General features: G+C 64.2%; 24 protein-coding genes and 1 pseudogene. 24 read left to right on the plus strand and 1 reads right to left on the minus strand.

Features of this window, described 5'->3' with window-relative positions:
- On the plus strand, positions 1-136 hold a 136-nt coding region (locus tag WBB14_RS26800), incomplete at its 5' end, for a DUF736 family protein (RefSeq protein ID WP_424242466.1).
- 355 nt (positions 137-491) lie between these two features.
- Here the strand turns inward: WBB14_RS26800 and WBB14_RS26805 are convergent.
- Entirely contained in the window at positions 492-785 is a 294-nt protein-coding gene (locus WBB14_RS26805; RefSeq protein ID WP_424242446.1) for a helix-turn-helix domain-containing protein, read from the minus strand.
- 218 nt (positions 786-1,003) lie between these two features.
- Between WBB14_RS26805 and WBB14_RS26810 the strand changes: the two genes are divergently transcribed.
- From WBB14_RS26810 to WBB14_RS26920, 23 genes and pseudogenes are all read left to right on the plus strand, one after another.
- Positions 1,004-1,351: a DUF2958 domain-containing protein gene (locus WBB14_RS26810; protein WP_424242447.1), complete on the plus strand. Its 348-nt coding sequence runs from the start codon at positions 1,004-1,006 to the stop codon at positions 1,349-1,351.
- Positions 1,352-1,689: 338 nt separating this feature from the next.
- The gene (locus tag WBB14_RS26815; RefSeq protein WP_424242448.1) at positions 1,690-2,463 is read left to right on the plus strand and encodes a DUF2285 domain-containing protein; all 774 of its coding nucleotides are present in this window, start codon (positions 1,690-1,692) and stop codon (positions 2,461-2,463) included.
- An 83-nt stretch (positions 2,464-2,546) separates the two neighbouring features.
- Positions 2,547-2,828, plus strand: coding sequence for a helix-turn-helix transcriptional regulator (locus tag WBB14_RS26820; RefSeq protein WP_424242449.1), 282 nt, complete (start codon positions 2,547-2,549; stop codon positions 2,826-2,828).
- Between the two features lie 26 nt (positions 2,829-2,854).
- The gene (locus WBB14_RS26825) at positions 2,855-3,712 is read left to right on the plus strand and encodes a replication initiator protein A (RefSeq protein ID WP_424242450.1); all 858 of its coding nucleotides are present in this window, start codon (positions 2,855-2,857) and stop codon (positions 3,710-3,712) included.
- 289 nt (positions 3,713-4,001) lie between these two features.
- Positions 4,002-4,640 (plus strand): ParA family partition ATPase, encoded by a 639-nt coding sequence (parA, locus tag WBB14_RS26830; protein ID WP_424242467.1) that lies wholly within the window; start codon positions 4,002-4,004, stop codon positions 4,638-4,640.
- Positions 4,637-4,921: a chromosome partitioning protein ParB gene (locus WBB14_RS26835; protein WP_424242451.1), complete on the plus strand. Its 285-nt coding sequence runs from the start codon at positions 4,637-4,639 to the stop codon at positions 4,919-4,921. The genes parA and WBB14_RS26835 overlap by 4 nt, the downstream gene beginning before the upstream one ends.
- Entirely contained in the window at positions 4,918-5,475 is a 558-nt protein-coding gene (locus WBB14_RS26840; RefSeq protein WP_424242452.1) for a DUF2840 domain-containing protein, read from the plus strand. Before WBB14_RS26835 ends, WBB14_RS26840 begins: the two co-directional genes overlap by 4 nt.
- Entirely contained in the window at positions 5,472-6,071 is a 600-nt protein-coding gene (locus tag WBB14_RS26845; protein WP_424242453.1) for a S26 family signal peptidase, read from the plus strand. Before WBB14_RS26840 ends, WBB14_RS26845 begins: the two co-directional genes overlap by 4 nt.
- 622 nt (positions 6,072-6,693) lie before the next feature.
- Complete coding sequence (locus WBB14_RS26850) at positions 6,694-8,694, plus strand: relaxase/mobilization nuclease domain-containing protein (protein ID WP_424242454.1); 2,001 nt, start codon at positions 6,694-6,696, stop codon at positions 8,692-8,694.
- A gap of 198 nt (positions 8,695-8,892) precedes the next feature.
- Complete coding sequence (locus WBB14_RS26855) at positions 8,893-9,411, plus strand: MarR family winged helix-turn-helix transcriptional regulator (protein ID WP_406564191.1); 519 nt, start codon at positions 8,893-8,895, stop codon at positions 9,409-9,411.
- A 72-nt stretch (positions 9,412-9,483) separates the two neighbouring features.
- Positions 9,484-10,659: an MFS transporter gene (locus WBB14_RS26860; protein ID WP_424242455.1), complete on the plus strand. Its 1,176-nt coding sequence runs from the start codon at positions 9,484-9,486 to the stop codon at positions 10,657-10,659.
- Between the two features lie 94 nt (positions 10,660-10,753).
- The gene (locus WBB14_RS26865) at positions 10,754-11,602 is read left to right on the plus strand and encodes an AfsA-related hotdog domain-containing protein (protein ID WP_424242456.1); all 849 of its coding nucleotides are present in this window, start codon (positions 10,754-10,756) and stop codon (positions 11,600-11,602) included.
- A gap of 64 nt (positions 11,603-11,666) precedes the next feature.
- Positions 11,667-12,350, plus strand: a complete 684-nt coding sequence (locus tag WBB14_RS26870; protein WP_406564187.1) for an HAD family hydrolase — start codon at positions 11,667-11,669, stop codon at positions 12,348-12,350.
- Positions 12,351-12,360: 10 nt separating this feature from the next.
- Positions 12,361-12,951, plus strand: coding sequence for a DUF2165 family protein (locus WBB14_RS26875; RefSeq protein WP_424242457.1), 591 nt, complete (start codon positions 12,361-12,363; stop codon positions 12,949-12,951).
- Complete coding sequence (locus WBB14_RS26880; RefSeq protein ID WP_424242458.1) at positions 12,948-13,646, plus strand: hypothetical protein; 699 nt, start codon at positions 12,948-12,950, stop codon at positions 13,644-13,646. The genes WBB14_RS26875 and WBB14_RS26880 overlap by 4 nt, the downstream gene beginning before the upstream one ends.
- A 379-nt stretch (positions 13,647-14,025) precedes the next feature.
- Positions 14,026-14,583: a hypothetical protein gene (locus WBB14_RS26885; protein WP_424242459.1), complete on the plus strand. Its 558-nt coding sequence runs from the start codon at positions 14,026-14,028 to the stop codon at positions 14,581-14,583.
- A 51-nt stretch (positions 14,584-14,634) separates the two neighbouring features.
- Positions 14,635-15,102 (plus strand): molybdopterin cofactor-binding domain-containing protein, encoded by a 468-nt coding sequence (locus WBB14_RS26890; protein WP_424242460.1) that lies wholly within the window; start codon positions 14,635-14,637, stop codon positions 15,100-15,102.
- Between the two features lie 5 nt (positions 15,103-15,107).
- Positions 15,108-16,052: a LysR family transcriptional regulator gene (locus WBB14_RS26895; RefSeq protein ID WP_424242461.1), complete on the plus strand. Its 945-nt coding sequence runs from the start codon at positions 15,108-15,110 to the stop codon at positions 16,050-16,052.
- The gene (locus WBB14_RS26900) at positions 16,049-16,327 is read left to right on the plus strand and encodes an EexN family lipoprotein (protein WP_424242462.1); all 279 of its coding nucleotides are present in this window, start codon (positions 16,049-16,051) and stop codon (positions 16,325-16,327) included. Before WBB14_RS26895 ends, WBB14_RS26900 begins: the two co-directional genes overlap by 4 nt.
- 236 nt (positions 16,328-16,563) lie before the next feature.
- Entirely contained in the window at positions 16,564-18,576 is a 2,013-nt protein-coding gene (locus tag WBB14_RS26905; protein WP_424242463.1) for a conjugal transfer protein TraG, read from the plus strand.
- Positions 18,573-19,046: a CopG family transcriptional regulator gene (locus tag WBB14_RS26910; protein ID WP_424242464.1), complete on the plus strand. Its 474-nt coding sequence runs from the start codon at positions 18,573-18,575 to the stop codon at positions 19,044-19,046. Before WBB14_RS26905 ends, WBB14_RS26910 begins: the two co-directional genes overlap by 4 nt.
- Positions 19,046-20,116: a P-type conjugative transfer ATPase TrbB gene (trbB, locus tag WBB14_RS26915; RefSeq protein WP_424242465.1), complete on the plus strand. Its 1,071-nt coding sequence runs from the start codon at positions 19,046-19,048 to the stop codon at positions 20,114-20,116. Before WBB14_RS26910 ends, trbB begins: the two co-directional genes overlap by 1 nt.
- Positions 20,113-20,220 (plus strand): annotated as a pseudogene (locus WBB14_RS26920) (TrbC/VirB2 family protein); the annotation flags it as partial. The gene trbB and the pseudogene WBB14_RS26920, both read left to right, overlap by 4 nt.

Genomic DNA, 20,220 nt, shown 5'->3' on the forward strand with positions numbered 1-20,220 from the left:
CGAGGCCGGCCGAGCCTACGTGTCCTGCACCCTCGATGACCCTTCGTTCCCGGCGACGGTCTATGCCCGCCTGATCGAGGAAGAAGACGGCACGCACACCCTGATCTGGTCGCGCAGCAAGCCACAGTCGGCCTGAAGTCCGCAGCGCCCCGCCCATTGCGGCGGGACGCTGTGCTGCTGTGCCATTTCGACAGCCAGGAAGGTGTGACCTTCAAATAGCTGTTTCGGGATGATTCGACCTTTCGGCAAGACCATAGCTTGAGCTCGCAGAGGCAAATGCAGGGCGGGTCGGCGCCATGCGCCACCGGGCTTTTCGGGCTGCGCCCCGTGCCGTCTTCGCCGTCACGTGTCATTCGGCTGCAATCCCTCCCGCGGCTTCGCTTGCCTCCGGGGGATCGGCGCCAGGCCCATCCCCGCCGCGCTGTGCTTGGCGCCCCTGCGAGACCGCCGAACCGGCAACGCCGGATCGGCCGGGCCAGCGCCAACGCACCCTACGATTCGTCGCTGGCCTTCAGCACCGCCTCCAGTTCCTGTCGCACCTGCGCCAGAAGCTGGTCAACCTGTTTCGGGCTCTTGCCCGCGTAGGCCAGCGCCAGCAACGTGACGGGATGCACCTGCATGACCTCGCATAGCTCGGCCAGCTTGTTCAGGGTCGGGCTTTTGAGGTCGCGCTCCAGCGAACTCATGTACGTGCGGCTGGATACCTCGGAAAATGCTTCCTGGCTCAGTCCACGCGCCTTGCGGACTGTTTTCAATGCTGTTGCTAATGAGTGCTTTGCCTCCACCTTAGGTTCCCCCCAAAACCTAAGATGACATTCGATTGCGACCTATAGGACTACAATCTATAGGGCTCGTTTTGTGCTTTTGCGGAAATCAGTAAATCCGCATCTGTGTCTTTCGGCAGAACCGCAGAACCACATTCGTGTCTTTCCTGACTTCCACCGATGCGGTTTTGCGCCTTCACGCTTTGGCGGATTCGTGCACCGACGAAGGGATCACCACCATGAACCAACTCATCACCGAGGACGAGCGCGTGCAACTGCTGGCCAACGGCCAGGCCCGCGCCGCTGGCCGGGCCATCGACCCGCTGCCTGTGGTGCGGCTGTTCACTCCCGACGCGCACGCCACCTGGTTGCTGGCCGCGCTTGATCCCGCCGATGGGGACACGGCCTACGGCCTAATCGATCTGGGGATCAGCATGCCCGAGCTGGGCCACGTGAAGCTGTCCGATCTGGCCTCCATCGTCGGGCCGCGCCAGCAGTCCGTGATGCGGGATCGGTATTTCCAGGCCGTGCGACCGCTGTCAGAGTACCTGCGACTGGCGCAGGAAAACGGTTCCATCGTCGATTGAACCGTTCGCGCCCCGGCCAAGCCGGGCGCATTGAGACTATTTCAGTCTGGCATCAGACCTGGCCGGTCTGAATCCGCACTCTTGCTTCAAACCTGTGTATCCGTGACTGAAACAGTCACGATCTTTCATGCGGGTTGCGGCACGGTGTCCTGTACCGCGCGGCAATTTGGAGCCGTGCGGTCGTCGCATTCGGACGAATTTCGCAATGCACCGGAGCCAATCGGTCTTGACACTCAATGTTACAGTTCGCCCCGATTCTGATGGCAATTGGTCGTCTGCGATAGCCCTGTGTTGAACGCCCGTGACGACGTTCCTGATCTTCGACAGGAGCTTGCGTCATGGTCGATCCTCATCATCTCGCGCATTGGTATCCCACCGCCGCTTACCTTTACATCCTGGGTCTGGACGCGCTCGCGCTGGCCTGGGAGTACCTGCGCCGCCATCCCGAGTACCGGCTGGACTGGCTGCGCCGCTCGCGCAGGCCGCAAGCGGCACAACACGCGGCGCATCGCTGGGGCTTGCGCCTGCTGGAAGATCCGGCCTTGGATGCGCGTGACGCGCAGCCAGCCTGGCTTCCCGGCCACGATGCCGTGGTGCAGCTCTACCCGGATGCCGACCCGCCGCACGATGCCGTGGCTTTCGCCTTCTGGCACATCCCTGGCCACAAGCAACTGATCCACGACGGCAAGGGGCTGGCGCTGGTCGCGCGCAGCCCTGGACATTGCCTGCGCTTCGTGCTGGCCCCTGGCTTGGAGGACGGCATGGCCGTGGTCTATGCCCATCGCGACGGCGCTGCCGCGCCTGCGCGCAGCCATGCGCCCGATGCGGTTCTGGCCGATGCCAAGCCCAGACCAACACCGGCCGCGCTGCTGGAACTGCATACCTTGCAGGCACTCGACGCGACCCTGGCGGGCGCGTCTTTGCGCGAGGTGGGCGAAGGGCTGTTCGGTGTGGATGCCGTGGCCGACTGGTACAGCGACGGCGGCCTGCGCTCCAAGGTGCGCCGCCTGGCGCGGCGCGGCGATGCGTTGATGCGCGGCGGCTATCGCCGTCTAGCACAACTGCCGCCGCTTGAGAAGGGTCGTTTTGCAGGAGACGCAAAACGACCCTGAGCAGGAGAGCTTCGTTTTCTGAGACTGCCTCCATCCGGTTGCGCTGTGTGGCCGGAGCTTTGACACCGATGGAGGTTCACACCATGCGTCCTGCTCCCTTGCGGCCCGCCGCCGCTGCCGTCGCCACGACGGCACAACCCCAACGCTATCTGACCAACGACGAAGTCGCCGACTACTTGCGTCTGTCGCCGCGCACGCTGGAAAAGCAGCGCGTGATCGGTGGCGGCCCGCGCTTTCGCAAGTTCGGCCGGCGCGTCATGTACGCCGTGGCTGATCTCGACGCCTGGGCCGCCGATCGCAGCTTCGAGACGACTTCCGATCCCGAGTACGCCGAGCAGCACTCGGCGGACAGCCGTGCGCGCTGACCGCTGGAGCGCTGGAGGCCATCGCCATGTCCAGCCCATCGCAGCCGCTTCGGCCGCGACCGTCGCAGGAGCGCGAACAGCTCGATCTGTTCCGCGCCCTGCCGGGCGACATGGCGCCGCGCGACAGCCAGGATTTGATGGCCTTTCCGTTCTTCTCGCTAGCGAAGTCACGGCGCGTGGCACCGATCGACTTCCAGGCGGCAGGAATCACGATCCGCGTGGAGGGAACGCAGGAACACGGCATCGCCACCATATGGGATGCGGACATCCTGATCTGGGCGGCCAGCCAGATCGTGGAAGCGCGCGATGCGGGCCTGAGCCCGTCGCGGCTGATGCAGGCCACGCCTTACGAGATCCTGCGCTTCATCGGGCGCGGTACGTCGCTGCGCGACTACCAGCGTCTCAAAGCGGCCTTGGATCGCCTGCAATCGACCACGGTGGCCACGTCCATCCGGGAGACCACGGGAAGACGCTTGCACCGCTTCTCATGGATCAACGAGTGGAAGGAGCTGGCCGATGCCAAAGGCACGCCGCTGGGCATCGAACTGATCCTGCCGGACTGGTTCTATGCGGGCGTGCTGGATGCCGCCCTGGTACTGACCATCGACCCGGCGTATTTCCGGCTGACGGGCGGCATCGAGCGCTGGCTGTACCGGCTGGTGAGGAAACACGGCGGGCGTCAGGAAGCAGGCTGGCAGTTCGACTTCCGGCACTTGCACCGCAAGTCGGGCAGCACGGCCAAGCCCTACGACTTCGCGTGCGACCTGCGCGCGCTGGTGGCGCGGCAGTCGCTGCCCGGCTACGTCCTGGGCATCGAACGGATGCCGGACGACGGAGCGGAACTGCTGACGTTCCGGCCCGTGCCGCCCACGGCACGGGGATAACTGCGGGATGGCCTGTGGATGGGCTCGTGCTATCAGGCGTGCCAGGTATCGTGCTATCAGGCGTGGGACTATCGTGCTATCAGGCGTGTCAATCGCCCGCAAAGCCAATGCTGGCACGGGTTTCGGTCTCCCTTAACTTACCTAACTTAAATACTCTAACTTTTAGTAGAGGCACCGCGCCTCGGTGGACAACCGCCGAAAGACGAAAAGCGCATCAAGCCAAAAGCCCAAAGCAACCCCGCTTCGCAGTGCAAGTGCAGATCGGCTTTCCAGCATGGAGGGCCGCGCCATGATCGTCGCCTTGCTCAACCAGAAAGGCGGCGTGGGCAAGACCACGCTCGCAACGCACATCGCTGGCGAGCTGGCGATGCGGGGGCAATCGGTCATCCTGCTGGATGCCGACCCGCAGGGTTCATCGCTGGACTGGACACAGCGCAGAAGCCAGCAAGGTCTACCAAGGCTGTTCAGCGCCGTGGGCCTGGCACGCGAAACCCTGCATCAGGAAGCCCCAGAACTCGCCAGGCGGGCCGATCACGTCGTCATTGATGGACCACCCAGGATCGCGGCCTTGGCGCGCTCCGCGCTGCTAGCGGCCGAGCGTGTGCTGATCCCGGTGCAGCCGAGCCCCTATGACCTGTGGGCTTCGGCTGAGATGGTGGCGCTGATCCGTGAAGCGCAGGTGTTCCGGCCGCAGCTCCGTGCAGCCTTTGTCATCAACCGGCGTGTCAGCACCACCGTGATCGGACGCGAAGCACGCCAGGCGCTCGCCGACCAGCCGCTGCCTGCGCTGCGTTCGGAAGTGCATCAACGCATCGTCTTCGCCGACAGCGTGGCCGCTGGCCGGCTTGCACGCGAGACGGCGCCCGACAGCGCCGCCGCACGCGAAATCACCACGCTGGTGGACGAACTGCTGCGGTGGCCGACATGACAGCCAAGCCACCACCCAACAGCAAACGCCCGGCCAAGCGCGTCGGTATCGGAGCGCGCCCGCCAGCGAATCCGCACGCCGAGGCGTGGATTCGCCAAGGCGACGGCGATGCACTCAACAAGGGCGACACCTACACGGCTCGCCTCACGCTCGATATCACGCCCGCCATGCGCTCGCGCATCAAGGTATCGGCCTTCACGCAAGGCGTGACGGTGGCCGACCTGCTGCGCGCGCTGCTGGAGCGGGAGTTTCCAGAACACCGCAGGGAGAACACGCCATGAACGCATCCGCTTTGCCTACCACCGCACCTGTTGCTATCGCGGCCATGGCCACACCGTCGCCGTCGCTCGCTGTGCTCGTGGGCCGGCCTGACTCCACACCGCTGACGCGCGTTGCACTGGCCTACGTGGAGCACCGGATCAAGCTCTATCTGCGCTTTGGCGAGCCTGCGCGTACGCTGCGGCTCGACCGCTGGCGCAGCGTGGCCGTGTTCGTGCCGAACGCGGTGTTCTGCCGCATCCGCTGGCAGTCCAACGACTACGGAACGATCCGCTGGCAGCTCATGGTGATGCAGGCTTGCACGCCTTTGGATGCGGCGCAGCGCATTCCCGGCGTGCAGCCGGGCGCGCGCCTGCTGCTGCACGCCGAGGGCGACGGGCAAGTGCGCGCCGTGCTGGAGCGCATCGACACCATCGAGGCGCTGGGCATCGCGCCTGTCGGCGTCTCGCCCGCGTACTGGCGCACGCTGGGCAACCGGCTCGCGGCGCGCTTGCCGCTGCACGAATACACCGCCGAGCGACATGCCGCCTGGCTGGCCGGGAGGGTGTCGCCATGACCGCAGTAGCAGCATCCGTTTCTCGCTCGCCTGCGCACTCGCGTTTGCATGCTCGCCTCGTGCTGGCTGCACTGTCCGTCTGCAGCCTCGCTGCGCTGGCCTCGGCGGCTTTCGTGCAGCCGCTGCCGCGCCTGGTCTACAACCCGTCCGAAAGCGTGGCGGTCGGCTGGTACCGCGTCGATCCGACGGACCACGGTGCCGACTCGCTGCCACGTCCGCTACCACCTTCGTTGCGCGTGGGCAGCATCGTCCTGGCGAGGTTGCCGCCAGACGCTGCCGCGCTGGCTGCGCAGCGCGGCTACCTGCCAGCACGCGTGCCGCTGCTCAAGCGTGTGGGCGCCGTCGCGCCGCAGCATGTGTGCGTGTTCGATGCGCTGGTCTGGATCGACGGCGTGTCGGTGGCAGCCGTTCGGCCTGCCGACCGACTGGGCCGTCTGCTGCCGTCTTGGCCGCAGTGCCGGCAGCTTCGTCCTAGCGAACTGTTCTTGCTGAGTAGCACCAACCCGGCGTCGTTCGACAGCCGGTATTTCGGGCCGGTCAACGCGTCCGCCGTGATCGGCGTGGCGCACCCGGTCTGGCTGGAGTCACGCCCATGAGGGCCGCCAATTTGCTGCACGCAAACGTGCATGGCCTCGTGCTATCGGGCGTGTCGTCGCCATGTCGCTGCGCATGCAATGCCGATGCATTCGCATGGCACTTCGCGCTGCACCTCGAGCTGCATTCAGTGCAGTCGTCCAGTGCACTAGTCACTGCATGGCTGGCTGCTGACTCGCTGCGCATCGCCGTGCAGCCTGTCGTGCACTTAAGCGGGTCTTTCCGGCTGCATCGGCCGTGTCTCCGCGCATGGCGTGCCTGTGCTTTCGCACGGCACACCGCACAGCATGCGGCCCTGCATTCCATGCAGCCGTCTCACGTGCAGATGTCTTGCCTCGAACACGGTCGGCCTGTGGCCGTCGCGGTGTGCGCCGGGGCGCTGGCTGCCCGTGCAGCAGCGCCACCGGGCCGCGATTGCCAGGAGCGAATGCGGGAGGCAAATGCGGAAGGCAAGACAAAAGGACGCGGCACCTGGCCGCATCGAAAGTCAGTCTGCACGTGTGGGTGGCGCAGCACGGCGCGGCTTCGCCGCCGTGCCGCTTGTGGCGCGAAGCCCGCGCCAATGCAGGCATGTCCGCGTGCTTCGCACGACGGGACACGCCGGAGCTTGCAAGGAAAACGGTGATGACCGACCGCCGCGACGACGATTTCCGCGTGCGACCCGGCGCCCCGAAGAACCGGGGCAAAGGCCAAGGGCAAAGCTTCGTTTCCAAGGTGCTCAAGCAGGCGGGCAAGGCCAGCGGAGGCAAGTCGGCGATGCGCCATTCCGCAGGCAGTGACAACGGCGCACGCGCCGGTCAGAGGCCCGGCGCGCGTCTGGGGCGCGGCCACACGGCGGCGCGCTTCGCCGGGGCGAAGCTGACGCCCATGTCGCGGCGTGTGACCATCAAGACGCTGCTGGTCAATCACCAACGGGCCAGCCCACAGTCGCTCGCCAAGCACCTGCGCTACATCGAGCGCGACGGCGCGGGTCGCGATGGCGAGCCAGGCCGGGCCTATGGGCCGCAGGCTGACGAAGCCGACCTGGACGCCTTCAAGGAACGCTGCGCCGATGACCGGCATCATTTCCGCTTCATCGTTTCCCCGGAGGACGGGGCCGAGCTGGAAGACCTGCGCACCTACACGCGGCACCTCATGGGCCGCATGGAGGCCGACCTGGGCACGCGGCTGGATTGGGTGGCGGTCGATCACTGGAACACCGACAACCCGCACACCCACCTGATCGTGCGCGGGCGCGACGACAGCGGCAAAGACCTCATCATCGCGGGCGACTACATCGCCCACGGTTTCCGTCATCGCGCCGCCGAGCTAGCGACCGAATGGCTGGGGCCGCGAACCGAACTGGAGATCCAGCAGACCTTGCAGCGCGAGGTGGAGCAAGAGCGGTGGACGAACCTGGATCGCACCCTGCAGCGTGAGGCCGGCGACGGCTGCCAGGTGCAGATCGAGCGTTTCAAGGAACCGAATCTGCAACGCCAGCGCTTGCTGCTGATCGGTCGGTTGCAACGCTTGCAGCGCCTGGGCTTGGCTGACGAGACAAAGCCTGGCGCCTGGGCCATCCATGACGATGCCGAGAAGACCTTGCGTGCACTGGGCGAGCGCGGCGACATTATCCGCACCATGCAGCGCGCCATGAGCGGACAGCCACGCGAGCTGGCAGTGTTCGCGCCGAGCCAAGATGATGGAAGTGGCCGCACCGTCGTCGGCCGCGTGGCCGCCAAGGGGCTGGCTGACGAACTGCGCGATCGGAGCTATCTGGTCATCGACGGCGTTGACGGCAAAGCCCACTATGTCGCGCTCAATGCCCGCGACGAGCTGGCGAACTATCCCACCGGATCGGTGGTGGAAGTGCGCGGCGCAGCCGAGGTGCGGGCGGCCGACAAGTACATCGCCGCACTGGCGAGCGATGGCCTGTACCGCGCCGATCATCACCTGGCGATCGAGCAAGGCCGGGCCAAGGCTGGCCGCGACCCGCAGGAAGTCATCGCGGCCCATGTCCGCCGCCTGGAAGCCCTGCGCCGGGCCGGCATCGTGGAGCGCGTGGCCGAAGGGCTATGGAAGGTACCGGGTGACCTGCCCGAGCTAGGCCGTCGCTACGACGCGCAGCGCCTGGGCGGCGTTGCCATAGAGCTGAAATCGCACCTACCCATCGAGCGGCAAGCCCGCGTGATCGGGGCCACGTGGCTCGACCAGCAGTTGATCGGCAGCGGCTTAGGACTGAGCGACCTGGGTTTTGGCAGCGAAGCCAAGCAGGCGATGCAGCAGCGTGCCGACTTCCTCGCCGAGCAGGGGCTGGCCGAGCGGCGCGGGCTGCGCGTGATTCTGGCGCGCAACCTGCTGGGCACGCTGCGTAATCGGGAACTGACGCAGGCCGCCAAAGACATTGCCGCCGAAACCGGCCTGGAGCACCGGCCTGTGGCAGACGACCAGCGCGTGGCTGGGATCTACCGGCGCAGCGTCATGCTCGCCAGTGGGCGCTACGCCATGCTTGACGACGGCATGGGCTTTTCGCTAGTGCCGTGGAAGCCGGTGATTGAGCAAAGACTAGGGCTGCAGGTTGCCGCTACTGTGCGCAGCGGTGGGGTGTCGTGGGAGATTGGAAGGCAGCGTGCCCTGTCGGTATGACTTTCCGGTCTGGCGGATGACAGAGAAAAACTCGTAGGCGCGCAAAAACCGGGGCAGCAGAAATAGTAACATTCTGCATACGAAGTATCTCAGCACGCTTCCAAGCGCGTGATGCCAAGGCACAGAAATTCAAAAGCATCGATGCTTGACATCAGATATGTAGCCAGCTACATTACAGGAAAAGGAGACCCCAGTCCGATGTTCGAGCTCAAAGACCTGCCTAGCTATGACACCTTGGAACGCTTTGGTGCCCTGTACGGCAATACCGACGTGCAAGGTCTCCAGACGTGGCTGATCTGGGCCTCGGCAACCCAGGAGATGTTGTCGGCGTTCGAGGCCAACCTCGCGCATACCTGCGGACTGTCGCAGACCCAATTCTTCGTGCTACTGCTGCTCAAGCGCAATCCCGACGGGTTGGGAGTGGGGACGTTGGCCGATGGCGTGTCGGTCACCTCCCAAACTATGACCCGGATCATTGATCGCATGGTTGGCGCAGGCCTAAGCAGTCGTGATGTCGATCCGGTCGATGCGCGTGCCCGGGTGGTTCGTCTGACGAAGGCTGGCGACGACATGCTGGGCAAGGCACTTCCCAGCCACTATGCCTGGGTGGCCAAGTTGATGGGGCATTTCAATGCCGACGAGCGCCGGATGCTCAACCATCTCATGTTCAAGCTCACCCAGACGGGCGTGCTGGCCGGCCCTGCGGAAGCTGGCTGATTTTTACGGAATTTATGTAGCTAGCTTTTTTTTGCAGATTTATGTAGCTTGCTGATTATTTGGAGTCATGAAATGCCATCCACGCATCTACCGTCGTTCTCCTTGCGGGCCTTGCTGGTGCTGTGTGCCCTGGCAGTGGTGTCGCTGCTTTATCTACCGTTGCCAATCCTGCCGCAGTTGGCGCAGACCCACGGTATGAGCATTCCAACGGCAACGGGCGTGATCAGCGCCTTCGGTTTTGCCTATGCGGCGGGCTTTCTGATCTTCGGCACGCTGTCCGACCGGCTGGGGCAGCGCACTGTGATGATGTGGGGGCTGACCGCGTTGGCTCTCGTCACCGCATGGCTGGCAACGGTCGAAGCTGTGCCGCTACTGCTCGCAGGCCGAGCGGCACAGGGCTTGGCCGCAGCCACTTTTCCGCCAGTCGTCATCGCCTACCTTGCCGAACGCGGCACACCCAGGCAGCGGGTGTGGAGCGTGGCCTGGATGAGCACAGCCTTTTTGTCTGCTGGGTTGCTGGGACAGATTTACGGCGCGACGGTCGCGAGCCGCTGGGGGCTGGGCTCCGCATTGTTGCCGCTAGCCGCGGTTTTCGCCTTGACCGCCTGGCAGCTGTGGGCGACTCAGGCCGATTCCTCCCGTTCGCCAGCGCCATCGTTGTTGGCCGGCTACCGACCGATCGGGCGGATTCTGGCCAGCCCGCAGTTGCGTCGCGTTTATGGCCCGGCCTTGTTGTTGCTGATGTGCTTCGTTGCCTTCTACATGGGGTTGGACGATCACCTCGGACCGGCACTGCAGGCGCAAGGCATCACACCCTTGGTCGCGCGCGAACTGGCGCTGCCCGCTTTTTTAGCGCCCTTGGTCGTGGCGGTAGTGATGCCGCGATGGGGGGCCGAGCGTGTGGTGAAGATTGGTCTGGTGATCGCGACTGGCGGCCTGGCGCTGTGCGCCTGGGCCGGAGACACACATCTTTACGGACTGCTGGCTGCCAGCGTGGTCTTCGTGGCCGGGATCGGCATCAGCGTGCCGGGGCTGATTGCCCGTGTAGCCAGCGTGGCCGAAGCGCCGGTGCGCGGTTTGGCGGTCGCGTTCTACACCTTCGTACTGTTCGTCGGCGCTAGCCTGGGACCCTGGCTGGCGCAGCAAACCGCTCGCTGGCCCACCGGGCAGGCGTTTTTGGTGCTGGCCGTGCTGCTGGGAGCGGCGGCCCTGTATGCGATGACAGGGCGCCGCGCCATTGCGGCATAGCTCAATGGAAAACAACAGGCTTGAGACTTGGAGACAACTGGCAATCGCGCCTGCCAGCTTCGATGTGGTGCTTCATTAAACAGTCGAGGTTTACATGGAAGTCATGATCGTTATCCCCAGTGCATTCAAGCAGTTTTCGGAGAACCCGAATCTGATGCCTTACGACAAGCTGCTATCTCTCCTTCACCGGAACGGCGCTTCTGCGGACGAACTCGTTGGCCGTAGGTTGATTGCTGGCCAGGGTCTTGATGACATGCAGGTGGACCATGCTTGGTACGTGGGCACCAGCCGTGGTCTGGTCAATGAGTTCGCTGACTGGCGTGCTGCGCGCAAGGGCCGTTATGCGGACCGAACACTGTGCCATAAGCACCGGCAGGAAAACATTCTGATCTCTGTTCCTGAACAACAACCCGATGGGGCCTACACGGCCGACCTGCTCTTACACGAGCGCAACGAGTTCATGCTTGACCATCTGACGGGGCAGCACATCCAAGGCATGGTGTTGACCGAGGCATGTCGGCAGATGTTCTTGGCAGTCACGGAGCGCTATTGTCTCGACCACAACCAGGCAGTCAAGCGCTACTTCGTCATCAACTCGATGAATGTGCGCTATCAGGCATTCGCCTTTCCACTGCCTGCCCAGATTCGGTACCTGGTGATCGACCAGCAGCAACCCAAGCCTGAGCGCGTATCCATCCATGCGGACATGGACGTACTTCAGGCAGGACAAGTCGTCGCCGGAATGGAAGTGAAGTTCACCGTGTTCGACGACGCCTACATCAGCCGACGGGAGAGCAAGTTGGCAGCCGAGGCTGTGGGCAACTACGTCAACTGGCTGCGAAGCGAGCTGACAGGTCGGTCGGAAAACCTGCAGATCGACACGACCACCATGGTGGCCGCGCAAGCGCCATCTCCCGTGCTGTCCCTAGCCAGCCACCCCTGAGCGCGGTTCAGGATATACGCCGGGAGCCTGTGACTTCCGGCACTTCAAAGGAAAGGCCCCAATCATGACCAAGACTCGATATGCCTTTTTCGATGTGGACGAAACGCTGATAGGGATCAAGAGCATGTTCAGCTTTCGCGACTTCTATTTGCACTGGACGCTTGGCGCCGAACAGGGAACCGCCACGCAACGGCATGCCCGGATTCAGGTGCAGCAGCAAGTCGCCCGGGGCCTGGACCGAACGGAAGTCAATCTCCTGTTCTGGGAAAGTTTCCGTGGTTTCGAGCAAACCGATGTGCAGCAGGCGGCCCACGATTGGCATCAGCAGGTTCGCCGGCAACCTGGGTACTTTATCCAGCAGGCTCTGGACGCTTTGCAACAGCATCAGCAAGCGGGAACAGAGCCGGTCTTCGTGTCCGGCTCCTGCACCGAAATTTTGGTGCCATTGGCCGCAGAACTGGGGGTGAGAACCATGTTGACCAATCGCCTCGAAGTCGAGCAGGGCAGGTTTACCGGCAAGCTGCTGCCACCGCAGACCATCGGGGTTGGCAAACGCCAGGCCATGGTCGATTTTCTCGAAGAAGGCGATGCTTTGGCGTGCGATTGTTATGGCTACGGTGATCACCTCTCCGACCTGCCTTTGCTGGAGACCGTCGGGCATCCAAGAGTCGTAGCAGGCAATGCCGACCTGATGTCCATCGCCCGGCATCGCGGCTGGCCGGTGCTCGACGCGTCGGCGCAAGCGTGAGGAGCCGACCGTGAGCATACGTCTCATCGCTTTCAGTCGATTGGTCATTCTTCTGGGGCTCGCCGCCTGGCTGTCGATTGCCGTCATCAACAACCTGACTGATCCCGGCACGAACCGCATGCTGCTGGGCCATACGCTCTCAATGGACTTGGTTCGCACCGAAGAAGTCCTGGGCGCCGGACTGCTTTGGCGCGCTTGGTCTGCGCACTGGTCTCCCCTCGTTTTGTACCTGGTGGTCACGGTCCAGTTTGTCTGTGTCACTTTTCTTTGGTGGGCCGCCGTTTCCTACGCCAGAGCCTTTTCGTTCAAGGATGTCCAGATGCTTCGAGACGCCCGTATTCGTGCCGTGCTCGCCTTGAGCCTATTCGTGCTTCTGTGGATGTTCTTCATCTGCGGCGGACTGTGGTTTGGCTACTGGCTCAAGCAAGGCGCCGTCCAGATGGTGCACATGACGCTGATCCTGATCGGGATCGGCGCGCTGATTTTCGTTCAGGCACAACCCAATCCCGAGCTTCCCTCGGTGCCTGGCAACGACCCGGAGGTCGGCCGGCCTCCATCCACGCATGAGGGGTCGCTCGTATCCACCGGAGAGCAATCATGAACGCCATTCGCGCTATCGCCATCGCCATGTTCGCCGCCACAACAGTTGCCGCGACGACGTCGCACACCGTTTTCGCACAAAACCGACCAAAGGAGTCGATTTCCATGACCACCAAAACCTCTGCCCAGTCCCTTTCCCAATGGATTCCGCAAACCCACCAGGAGGTTGCTCGCCGCGCAGTGACCGTTGACGGCGCAGCCACCGAACTCACCCGCTACGAGCGCCGCGACGGCCGCAACGGTGGGCTGGAAGGCGAACACTTCAGCACCGTGGTGGCCGCCGACGGCACGCTCAAGGGCTTCGCCAACATCTCGCTGGACTTGGCCGGCCAGCCGTTGCCCAGCCGTGAACGCACCGAGCAGATCGCCCGCGCGTTCCTGCAGGAAACTGCGCCCGACCTGCTGACGCGCATGGAGATCAGTTGGATCGAACCACACGACGAGCCCATTCGGGTCGCACGCAATGGCCGAGTCGAGACCGTGACGCTGACTGGCATGAAGATGAAGGCCCGCAACTTGGCCGATGGCCGCTGGTTCTGGGTCATCGTCGGCAGTGACGAAAGGCCGCTGGTGTTCGAGCGCGACATCGTCTGGGTGACGTTCCCAGGCCATCGCAAGACCGAGAAGTGGCTGCATGACGGCTGGCTCAAGCAGCAGGCCGAGGTCAAGCAACATGTCGAAGTCAAGAGTGCCTGACGCTGTTCAACGCAAGCACGTACGTGAGCATCGTTCATGCGACCAAAGTACCTGAAAAACCTTTTGGCCTCTGCGTTGTTGGGTATGGCCGGGCTCGCGTCCGTGCCCGCCTTCGCGGCCGAGCGCATCACCGTCGAAAATGCGGGCTTGGCTGGCCCGGAATCGGTGGTCCACGACCCGGTGGACGACGTGTACTACGTCTCCAACATCGCCGACAAGGACGGCAACGGCTTCATCAGCCGCATCGCGCCGGACGGCCGAGTCCTCGCGCTCAAGTGGGCCGATGGCGCAGTTGCAGGCACCACGTTGCACGCGCCCAAGGGCCTGACGATCGCCGGCCGCACGCTGTACGCGGCCGACATCGACACCGTGCGCCTGTTTGATCTGGCAACTGGCAAACCGCTGGGTGATGTCCCGATCCCCACCCAGAGCGACCTTCCTCAACGGCTTGGCGGCACTGCCCTCGGGCGATGTCGTCGGAACCGAGAGCGCGTTGCAGGTGGAAGGGACGACGGTCACGCCGACGGGCCAGGACTTCGTATACCGCATCAGTGCCGACCGGAGCGTCACCACCGTGGCGCGGACACCTGCGCTCAACCAGCCCAATGGCATTTCGGTGCTGCCTTCGGGCGACTTCCTCGTCGCCACGCGGGGCGCGGCCGAAGTCTACGAACTAACGCCCGAGGGCCAGAAGCGCAATGTCCGCACGCTGCCCGGCAAGATCGTTGATGACGTCGGGCTGGCGCCGGACGGCCGGGTGTACGCCTCGTCCTGGGAAACTGCCGAAGTCTATGCGGTGGCACCGGACGGCAAGGTGTCCAGCCCTTTCGGCAAGCTCGCGGTGCCGGCGGCGGACTTTCATTTCGATCTCCAGCGCCACCGCATCCTGCTTCCGCTGTTGCGCGCGAACAGCGTCGTGTTTGCCACCATCTCCTGATCCCATGCACCGATCTTCAAGATGTCTCGGACCATGCAGCCCTGCCTTCACGTGAGCTGGCGCGAGGACGCGCGGCAACCTCAGGGCGTCGGCTTCGCCCGGCTCAACGGCTACGGCGCCTACGTCGCAGTCTGCGCGCAGGCGGCGGCGGGGCCAGATGACCGGGTGCGCGTTGTGCGCATAGTGGCCGCCGTCGATTGCGGCGAACTGGTCAACCCGGATGCCGTGCGTAACCAGATCGAAGGCGGCATCGTGCAAGCCACAAGCTGGACCTTGCACGAGAAGGCGCGCTTTGACCGCACAAGCATCACAAGCACCGACTGGAACCTATATCCAATCATGCGGATCACAGAGGCGCCCAATGTCGAGGTACATCTGATCGACCGTCCAGGAGAAAGCTATCTGGGCGTGGGCGAAGCGGCTCAGAGGCCTGCGGGCGCAACCGTTGCAAACGCAGCGGCCCGATTGCAGGGACCGCGCCGTCGAACGCTACCGCCAAATGAATCAAAGCAGGAATAGCGGATATGGAACTGCGCCACCTGCGCTATTTCATGGCCGTTGCTGAAGAACTCCACTTCGCCCGCGCTGCCGAGCGGCTGCATATCGAACAGTCGCCACTTTCACGCGCCATCAAGGAACTGGAGGAGGATCTTGGCGTAGTGCTGCTCGCCCGCACGACGCGCAGCACGCGGTTGACCCGCGCCGGGAAGCTGTTCTTGGAGCACGTTCGCCGCGTGTTTTGTGCCTTGGAACAGGCGCGCGACAGTGTGAAGGCAGCGGAAAATGGCTTTCACGGGCAGTTGCGCGTGGCGCTGTCTGACGGCATCACGCCTTCGCGCTTGCCGACGCTGCTGGCGCTGTGCAGACAGGAAGAACCGGAAGTTGAACTCCGGTTCTTCGAGGTGCCTGTGGCGCAGCAGATCAGAGGGCTGCATGACGACCTGTACGACGTGGGGTTCGCCCGATCCGACGAGGTAGGGGACGGCATCGCCACCATCCCTGCCTGGAGCGATGCGCTCATGGTGGCGGTGCCCGCACGGCATCCCCTGCTGGCCTACAAGCGCATTCCGCTGGACGAACTGCTGCGTTATCCGCTGGTGCTGTGCGACCCGCAAGCATGCGAAAGCCACGCCAGGCACGTTGATCGGGTGCTGCGCCGAGCCACCACGGAACCACTTGTCGCGGAGCGCGTCGCTACGTGCGATCTGATGATGGCGCTGGTATCAGCTGGCCTTGCCATCGGACTGACCGGCGAGGCTCATATCGCCACGAGCCGCGAACCTGGCGTGGTGGCACGGCCATTGGCAACGCGCGTGCCGCCGTTGACGACTTACCTTCTGCGCCTCGAAGGCAACTCGTCCGATGTGCTGGCGCGATTCATCGAACGCGTGCAGGCCATCGAGTCACCGGAGTCGCCCAGGCCCCCGCCGGATCGTCATCCCGACATACCAGAGGAACCGACGCCATGAAGAAGATCCTCCCCTTCCTGTTCGTGGCAGCCTTGACGGCCTGCGGCCAGTCCGAGACGCCTCAGAAGGCCACCGATTCCGCGGCGACCATCCCGACGGTAGAAGAACTGGCGGCCAATCCCGATCAGCTCAAGGACCTGCGTCAGCAATGCAAAACGGATCGCGCCAAGCTGGGCGACGTGCTGTGCAGCCGCGTGGCTGAAGCCACGCGCAAGCGGTTCTATGGCGACGGCAAGACGCCCTACACACCGCCCAAAGAGTCGCCAAAGTTCTGATCGTTGACCGTTCGCCGCATCACCCTCATTTTTCTGTTCAACACGCCGCAATGCGCCAGCGCTTGCGGCGTTTTTCTTTGGTGCGATGCAGAGCGCATTCTGTCTTCTTGCTCGACTTCTATGCCCTAAACGGTCTTTGACCGGCACTGACACGGCAACGATCCTGACGCCTGCGGCACGTCCTTGTGCCGCGCTTTCCACGGGGAATCAGCTCAGGAGAAATCGGAGGCCAGGTCATGCAAGGGACGAACGTGCTGTTCGGTCAGATCGCCGACGTGCTCGGCATCGTGATTGCCGGTGTGTGGGGCGCCACACAATGGACAGCCGCCGCCCTGGGCTACCAACTACGCCTTGGCTCGCCCTGGTTCGACATTCTTGGCACGCCGGTCTACCACCCGTGGAAGCTGTTCGAGTGGTGGTTCTTCTTCGATGCCTATGCGCCCCGCATCTTCGACACCGGCGGCGCCATCGCGGGCGGCAGCGGCTTGCTGGCGGTGGTGGTCGCCATCGGCATGTCGATCTGGCGCTCGCGCCAATCGCGCCTGGTCACAACCTACGGCTCGGCCCGCTGGGCGAACGCGGAGGACATTCGCAAGGCGGGCCTCACACAGTCGGCTGGCGTGTTCCTCGGTCAGCATGACCACCAGTACCTGCGCCATGAAGGGCCAGAGCATGTCCTAACCTTCGCGCCCACGCGCTCGGGCAAGGGTGTCGGCCTGGTGGTGCCGACGCTGCTGTACTGGCCCTCGTCCGCCGTCATCCACGACATCAAGGGCGAGAACTGGCAGATCACCGCCGGCTGGCGCAGCCGCTTCAGCCACTGCTTGCTGTTCAACCCCACGGATACGAAGTCGGCTGCCTACAACCCGTTGCTGGAAGTCCGGCGCGGCGCGCATGAAGTGCGCGACGTGCAGAACATCGCGGACATTCTGGTCGATCCCGAAGGCGCGCTGGAGAAGCGCAACCATTGGGAAAAGACCAGTCACGCGCTGCTGGTCGGCGCCATCCTGCATGTGCTCTATGCGGGCGAGGACAAGACGCTGCGCGGTGTCGCCAACTTCCTCAGCGATCCAGCCAGCCCGTTCGAGCTGACCTTGCACCGGATGATGACCACGCCGCACCTCGTGAACGAGGAAGGTGGTGGCCCGCATCCCGTCGTCGCTTCAGCGGCGCGCGAAGTGCTCAACAAGTCGGACAACGAGCGTTCCGGCGTGCTCTCCACCGCCATGTCGTTCCTCGGCCTGTACCGTGACCCCACGGTGGCCGAAGTCACCTCGCGCTGCGACTGGCGCATTGCGGACCTAATTTCCGCCGAGCACCCCGTATCGCTGTACCTGGTGGTTCCGCCTTCGGACATTTCGCGGACGAAGCCGTTGATCCGCTTGATCCTCAACCAGATCGGTCGGCGGCTCACGGAATCACTCGACGGCAGCGACGGCATCGCCCGCCACCACAAGCTGCTGCTGATGCTCGACGAGTTCCCTGCGCTCGGGCGCCTGGACTTCTTCGAGACGGCTCTGGCCTTCATGGCAGGCTACGGCATCCGCAGTTTCCTGATCGCGCAGTCACTCAACCAGATCGACAAAGCCTACGGCCAGAACCATTCGATCCTGGACAACTGCCATGTGCGCGTGACGTTCGCCACCAACGACGAACGCACGGCCAAACGAATTTCCGAAACCCTGGGCACCGCGACCGAGCTCAAATCCCAGCGCAATTACGCGGGCCACCGGCTCGCGCCGTGGCTGGGACATCTGATGGTGTCTCGCCAGGAAACGGCCCGGCCGCTGCTCACGCCCGGCGAGGTGATGCAACTCCCGCCCGACGAAGCCGTGGTGATGGTTTCCAGCATGGCGCCAATCAAGGCCAAGAAGCTGCGCTATTACGCGGACAGCAATTTCAAGCACCGCGTGCTGTCACCGCCCGTGCTTGCGGCGGGACGCTATGCCGACGTGCCTCCCTCGCGTGCAGACGACTGGAGTGCATTGGCGATTCCCACTGTGCCGATCGCCGCTGTTGCCGATGCAGCCGAAGGTTTCGCCGCCGCAGCCGATGACGGCGGCCCGCGCCGCCAGCCCGAGCTTTCCGAAGTCTGCGAATACCACCCCGATCTGAAGCTATCGGCCAACGACCTTGCGCTGCTCGATGACGACGACGCGCTGCTTCCCCTCCCGCGCCAGCTTGACCCAGCGCTGCAGCGCACGGCCCGGCTGGCATCCCTCGACCCTGATGACGGAATCGACCTATGACTCAGCACCGCCTCAATGTATTCATCCAGCCCGAGCACAGCAAACGACTCGATGAACTGGCCGCCAAAAAAGGCGTGTCCAAGTCATCCATCGTCGCTGCCGCTTTGGCATCCTGGCTGTCGCCCGACGCGGCCGACCAGCGCGAGGCGGCGATTGCCAAGCGGCTGGATCGCCTCTCGCGCCACGCCGAGCGCCTGGAACGCGACCAGAACATCCAGATCGAGACGCTGGCGCTGTTCATCCGCTATTTTCTGACCGTCAGCACGCTGGTTCCCGAGGCGCACCAGGACGCCGCTCGCGCCCAGGGCAAGGTGCGCTTCAAGCAGTTCGTGGAGCAGCTTGGACGTCACCTGCTGCGCGGGCGCAGTCTGGTACGGGATGTGGTGGAAGAACTGCATCCCCAGGGTCACGAGTTCGGTATGCGTATGGATGAAGCAGCAACGTTGGCCGAAGCGCAGGAGCGTGCCTGATGAGCGCCGTTCCCCAACTCCCGCCAGAACCTCGTTCATCCGCTGCAACGTCGCTGGATCGCCGCATCCAGATGTTGCGCACGGCGATGGGGCCGCTGATCGCCGCCGCTCTCGAAGACCCGGACGTGGTGGAAGTGATGCTAAATCCCGATCGGACACTATGGGTGGATCGCCTGTCTTCGGGCCGCGCTCCGATGGGCGTGGAACTGCCCGAAGCGGACGGCGAGCGAATCATCCGCCTGGTCGCGGCCCACGTCGGTGCAGAAGTCCATCGCGGCCAGCCGCTGCTGTCCGCCGAGCTGCCCGAAACCGGCGAACGCTTCGAGGGCATCTTGCCGCCGGCAGCGCCAGGGCCGGCCTTCGCGCTGCGCAAGCGCGCCATCGGCGTGATTCCGCTGGAGCGGTACGTCATTGACGGGATGATGACCAGCGCGCAAGCGGGCTTTCTCGTTCGCGCCGTGCGCGAGTGGCAGAACGTGCTGATCGCTGGCGCCACCAGCAGCGGCAAGACCACGCTCGCCAATGCGCTGCTGGCTGAGATCGCCGCCACGGGCGACCGCGTGCTGGTGCTTGAAGACACGGTGGAGCTGCAATGTGCGGCCCGCGACCACGTTCCCCTGCGCACCCGCGCAGGCGTGGTGTCGATGACCGAGCTGGTGCGCTCGTCCATGCGCCTGCGGCCTGATCGCGTCGTCGTTGGCGAAGTGCGCGGCGCCGAGGCACTGGATCTCATCAAGGTGTGGGGCACAGGCCATCCGGGCGGTATCGCCACGATCCATGCCGGCTCCGCGCTCGGCGCGCTGCTGCGCCTGGAGCAACTGATTCTCGAAGTGGCGGTGAATCCGCCCTGTGCGCTGATCGCCGAGGCGGTCAACGTGGTGATCCACATCGCCGGACGCGGGCGCAAGCGCCGCATCGAGAGCATCGCCCGCGTCGTCGGCTTCGATGGCGTGGGCTACCAACTGGCGGACGCGCTGGAAACGCCGTTTCCCGAGCTGCCGCCACATCCCGATGCCGCACCCGCTGCGGCGACTTCCCCATCCCCTCACTCACTTGGAGAACTGCCATGACGCAGATGACCATTCCTGCTTTCCGTTTTTCTGCAAATCCGGCTTTGCGTCTTGCGCGGCTGCGCTGCCTGGCCCGTCCTGCAGGGCAAGGGCTGCTGCTGGCC

Origin of the sequence: Achromobacter sp. (genome assembly GCF_049647645.1) — a bacterium.
Taxonomy (GTDB): Bacteria; Pseudomonadota; Gammaproteobacteria; order Burkholderiales; family Burkholderiaceae_B; genus Achromobacter.

What these genes read in the sequence shown, in the direction of transcription:
- WBB14_RS26810 (WP_424242447.1), top strand. Translation starts at nt 1,004, where the DNA reads ATGAACCAACTCATCACCGAGGACGAGCGCGTGCAACTGCTGGCCAAC.
- WBB14_RS26815 (WP_424242448.1), top strand. Translation starts at nt 1,690, where the DNA reads ATGGTCGATCCTCATCATCTCGCGCATTGGTATCCCACCGCCGCTTAC.
- WBB14_RS26820 (WP_424242449.1), top strand. Translation starts at nt 2,547, where the DNA reads ATGCGTCCTGCTCCCTTGCGGCCCGCCGCCGCTGCCGTCGCCACGACG.
- WBB14_RS26825 (WP_424242450.1), top strand. Translation starts at nt 2,855, where the DNA reads ATGTCCAGCCCATCGCAGCCGCTTCGGCCGCGACCGTCGCAGGAGCGC.
- parA (WP_424242467.1), top strand. Translation starts at nt 4,002, where the DNA reads ATGATCGTCGCCTTGCTCAACCAGAAAGGCGGCGTGGGCAAGACCACG.
- WBB14_RS26835 (WP_424242451.1), top strand. Translation starts at nt 4,637, where the DNA reads ATGACAGCCAAGCCACCACCCAACAGCAAACGCCCGGCCAAGCGCGTC.
- WBB14_RS26840 (WP_424242452.1), top strand. Translation starts at nt 4,918, where the DNA reads ATGAACGCATCCGCTTTGCCTACCACCGCACCTGTTGCTATCGCGGCC.
- WBB14_RS26845 (WP_424242453.1), top strand. Translation starts at nt 5,472, where the DNA reads ATGACCGCAGTAGCAGCATCCGTTTCTCGCTCGCCTGCGCACTCGCGT.
- WBB14_RS26850 (WP_424242454.1), top strand. Translation starts at nt 6,694, where the DNA reads ATGACCGACCGCCGCGACGACGATTTCCGCGTGCGACCCGGCGCCCCG.
- WBB14_RS26855 (WP_406564191.1), top strand. Translation starts at nt 8,893, where the DNA reads ATGTTCGAGCTCAAAGACCTGCCTAGCTATGACACCTTGGAACGCTTT.
- WBB14_RS26860 (WP_424242455.1), top strand. Translation starts at nt 9,484, where the DNA reads ATGCCATCCACGCATCTACCGTCGTTCTCCTTGCGGGCCTTGCTGGTG.
- WBB14_RS26865 (WP_424242456.1), top strand. Translation starts at nt 10,754, where the DNA reads ATGGAAGTCATGATCGTTATCCCCAGTGCATTCAAGCAGTTTTCGGAG.
- WBB14_RS26870 (WP_406564187.1), top strand. Translation starts at nt 11,667, where the DNA reads ATGACCAAGACTCGATATGCCTTTTTCGATGTGGACGAAACGCTGATA.
- WBB14_RS26880 (WP_424242458.1), top strand. Translation starts at nt 12,948, where the DNA reads ATGAACGCCATTCGCGCTATCGCCATCGCCATGTTCGCCGCCACAACA.
- WBB14_RS26895 (WP_424242461.1), top strand. Translation starts at nt 15,108, where the DNA reads ATGGAACTGCGCCACCTGCGCTATTTCATGGCCGTTGCTGAAGAACTC.
- WBB14_RS26900 (WP_424242462.1), top strand. Translation starts at nt 16,049, where the DNA reads ATGAAGAAGATCCTCCCCTTCCTGTTCGTGGCAGCCTTGACGGCCTGC.
- WBB14_RS26905 (WP_424242463.1), top strand. Translation starts at nt 16,564, where the DNA reads ATGCAAGGGACGAACGTGCTGTTCGGTCAGATCGCCGACGTGCTCGGC.
- WBB14_RS26910 (WP_424242464.1), top strand. Translation starts at nt 18,573, where the DNA reads ATGACTCAGCACCGCCTCAATGTATTCATCCAGCCCGAGCACAGCAAA.
- trbB (WP_424242465.1), top strand. Translation starts at nt 19,046, where the DNA reads ATGAGCGCCGTTCCCCAACTCCCGCCAGAACCTCGTTCATCCGCTGCA.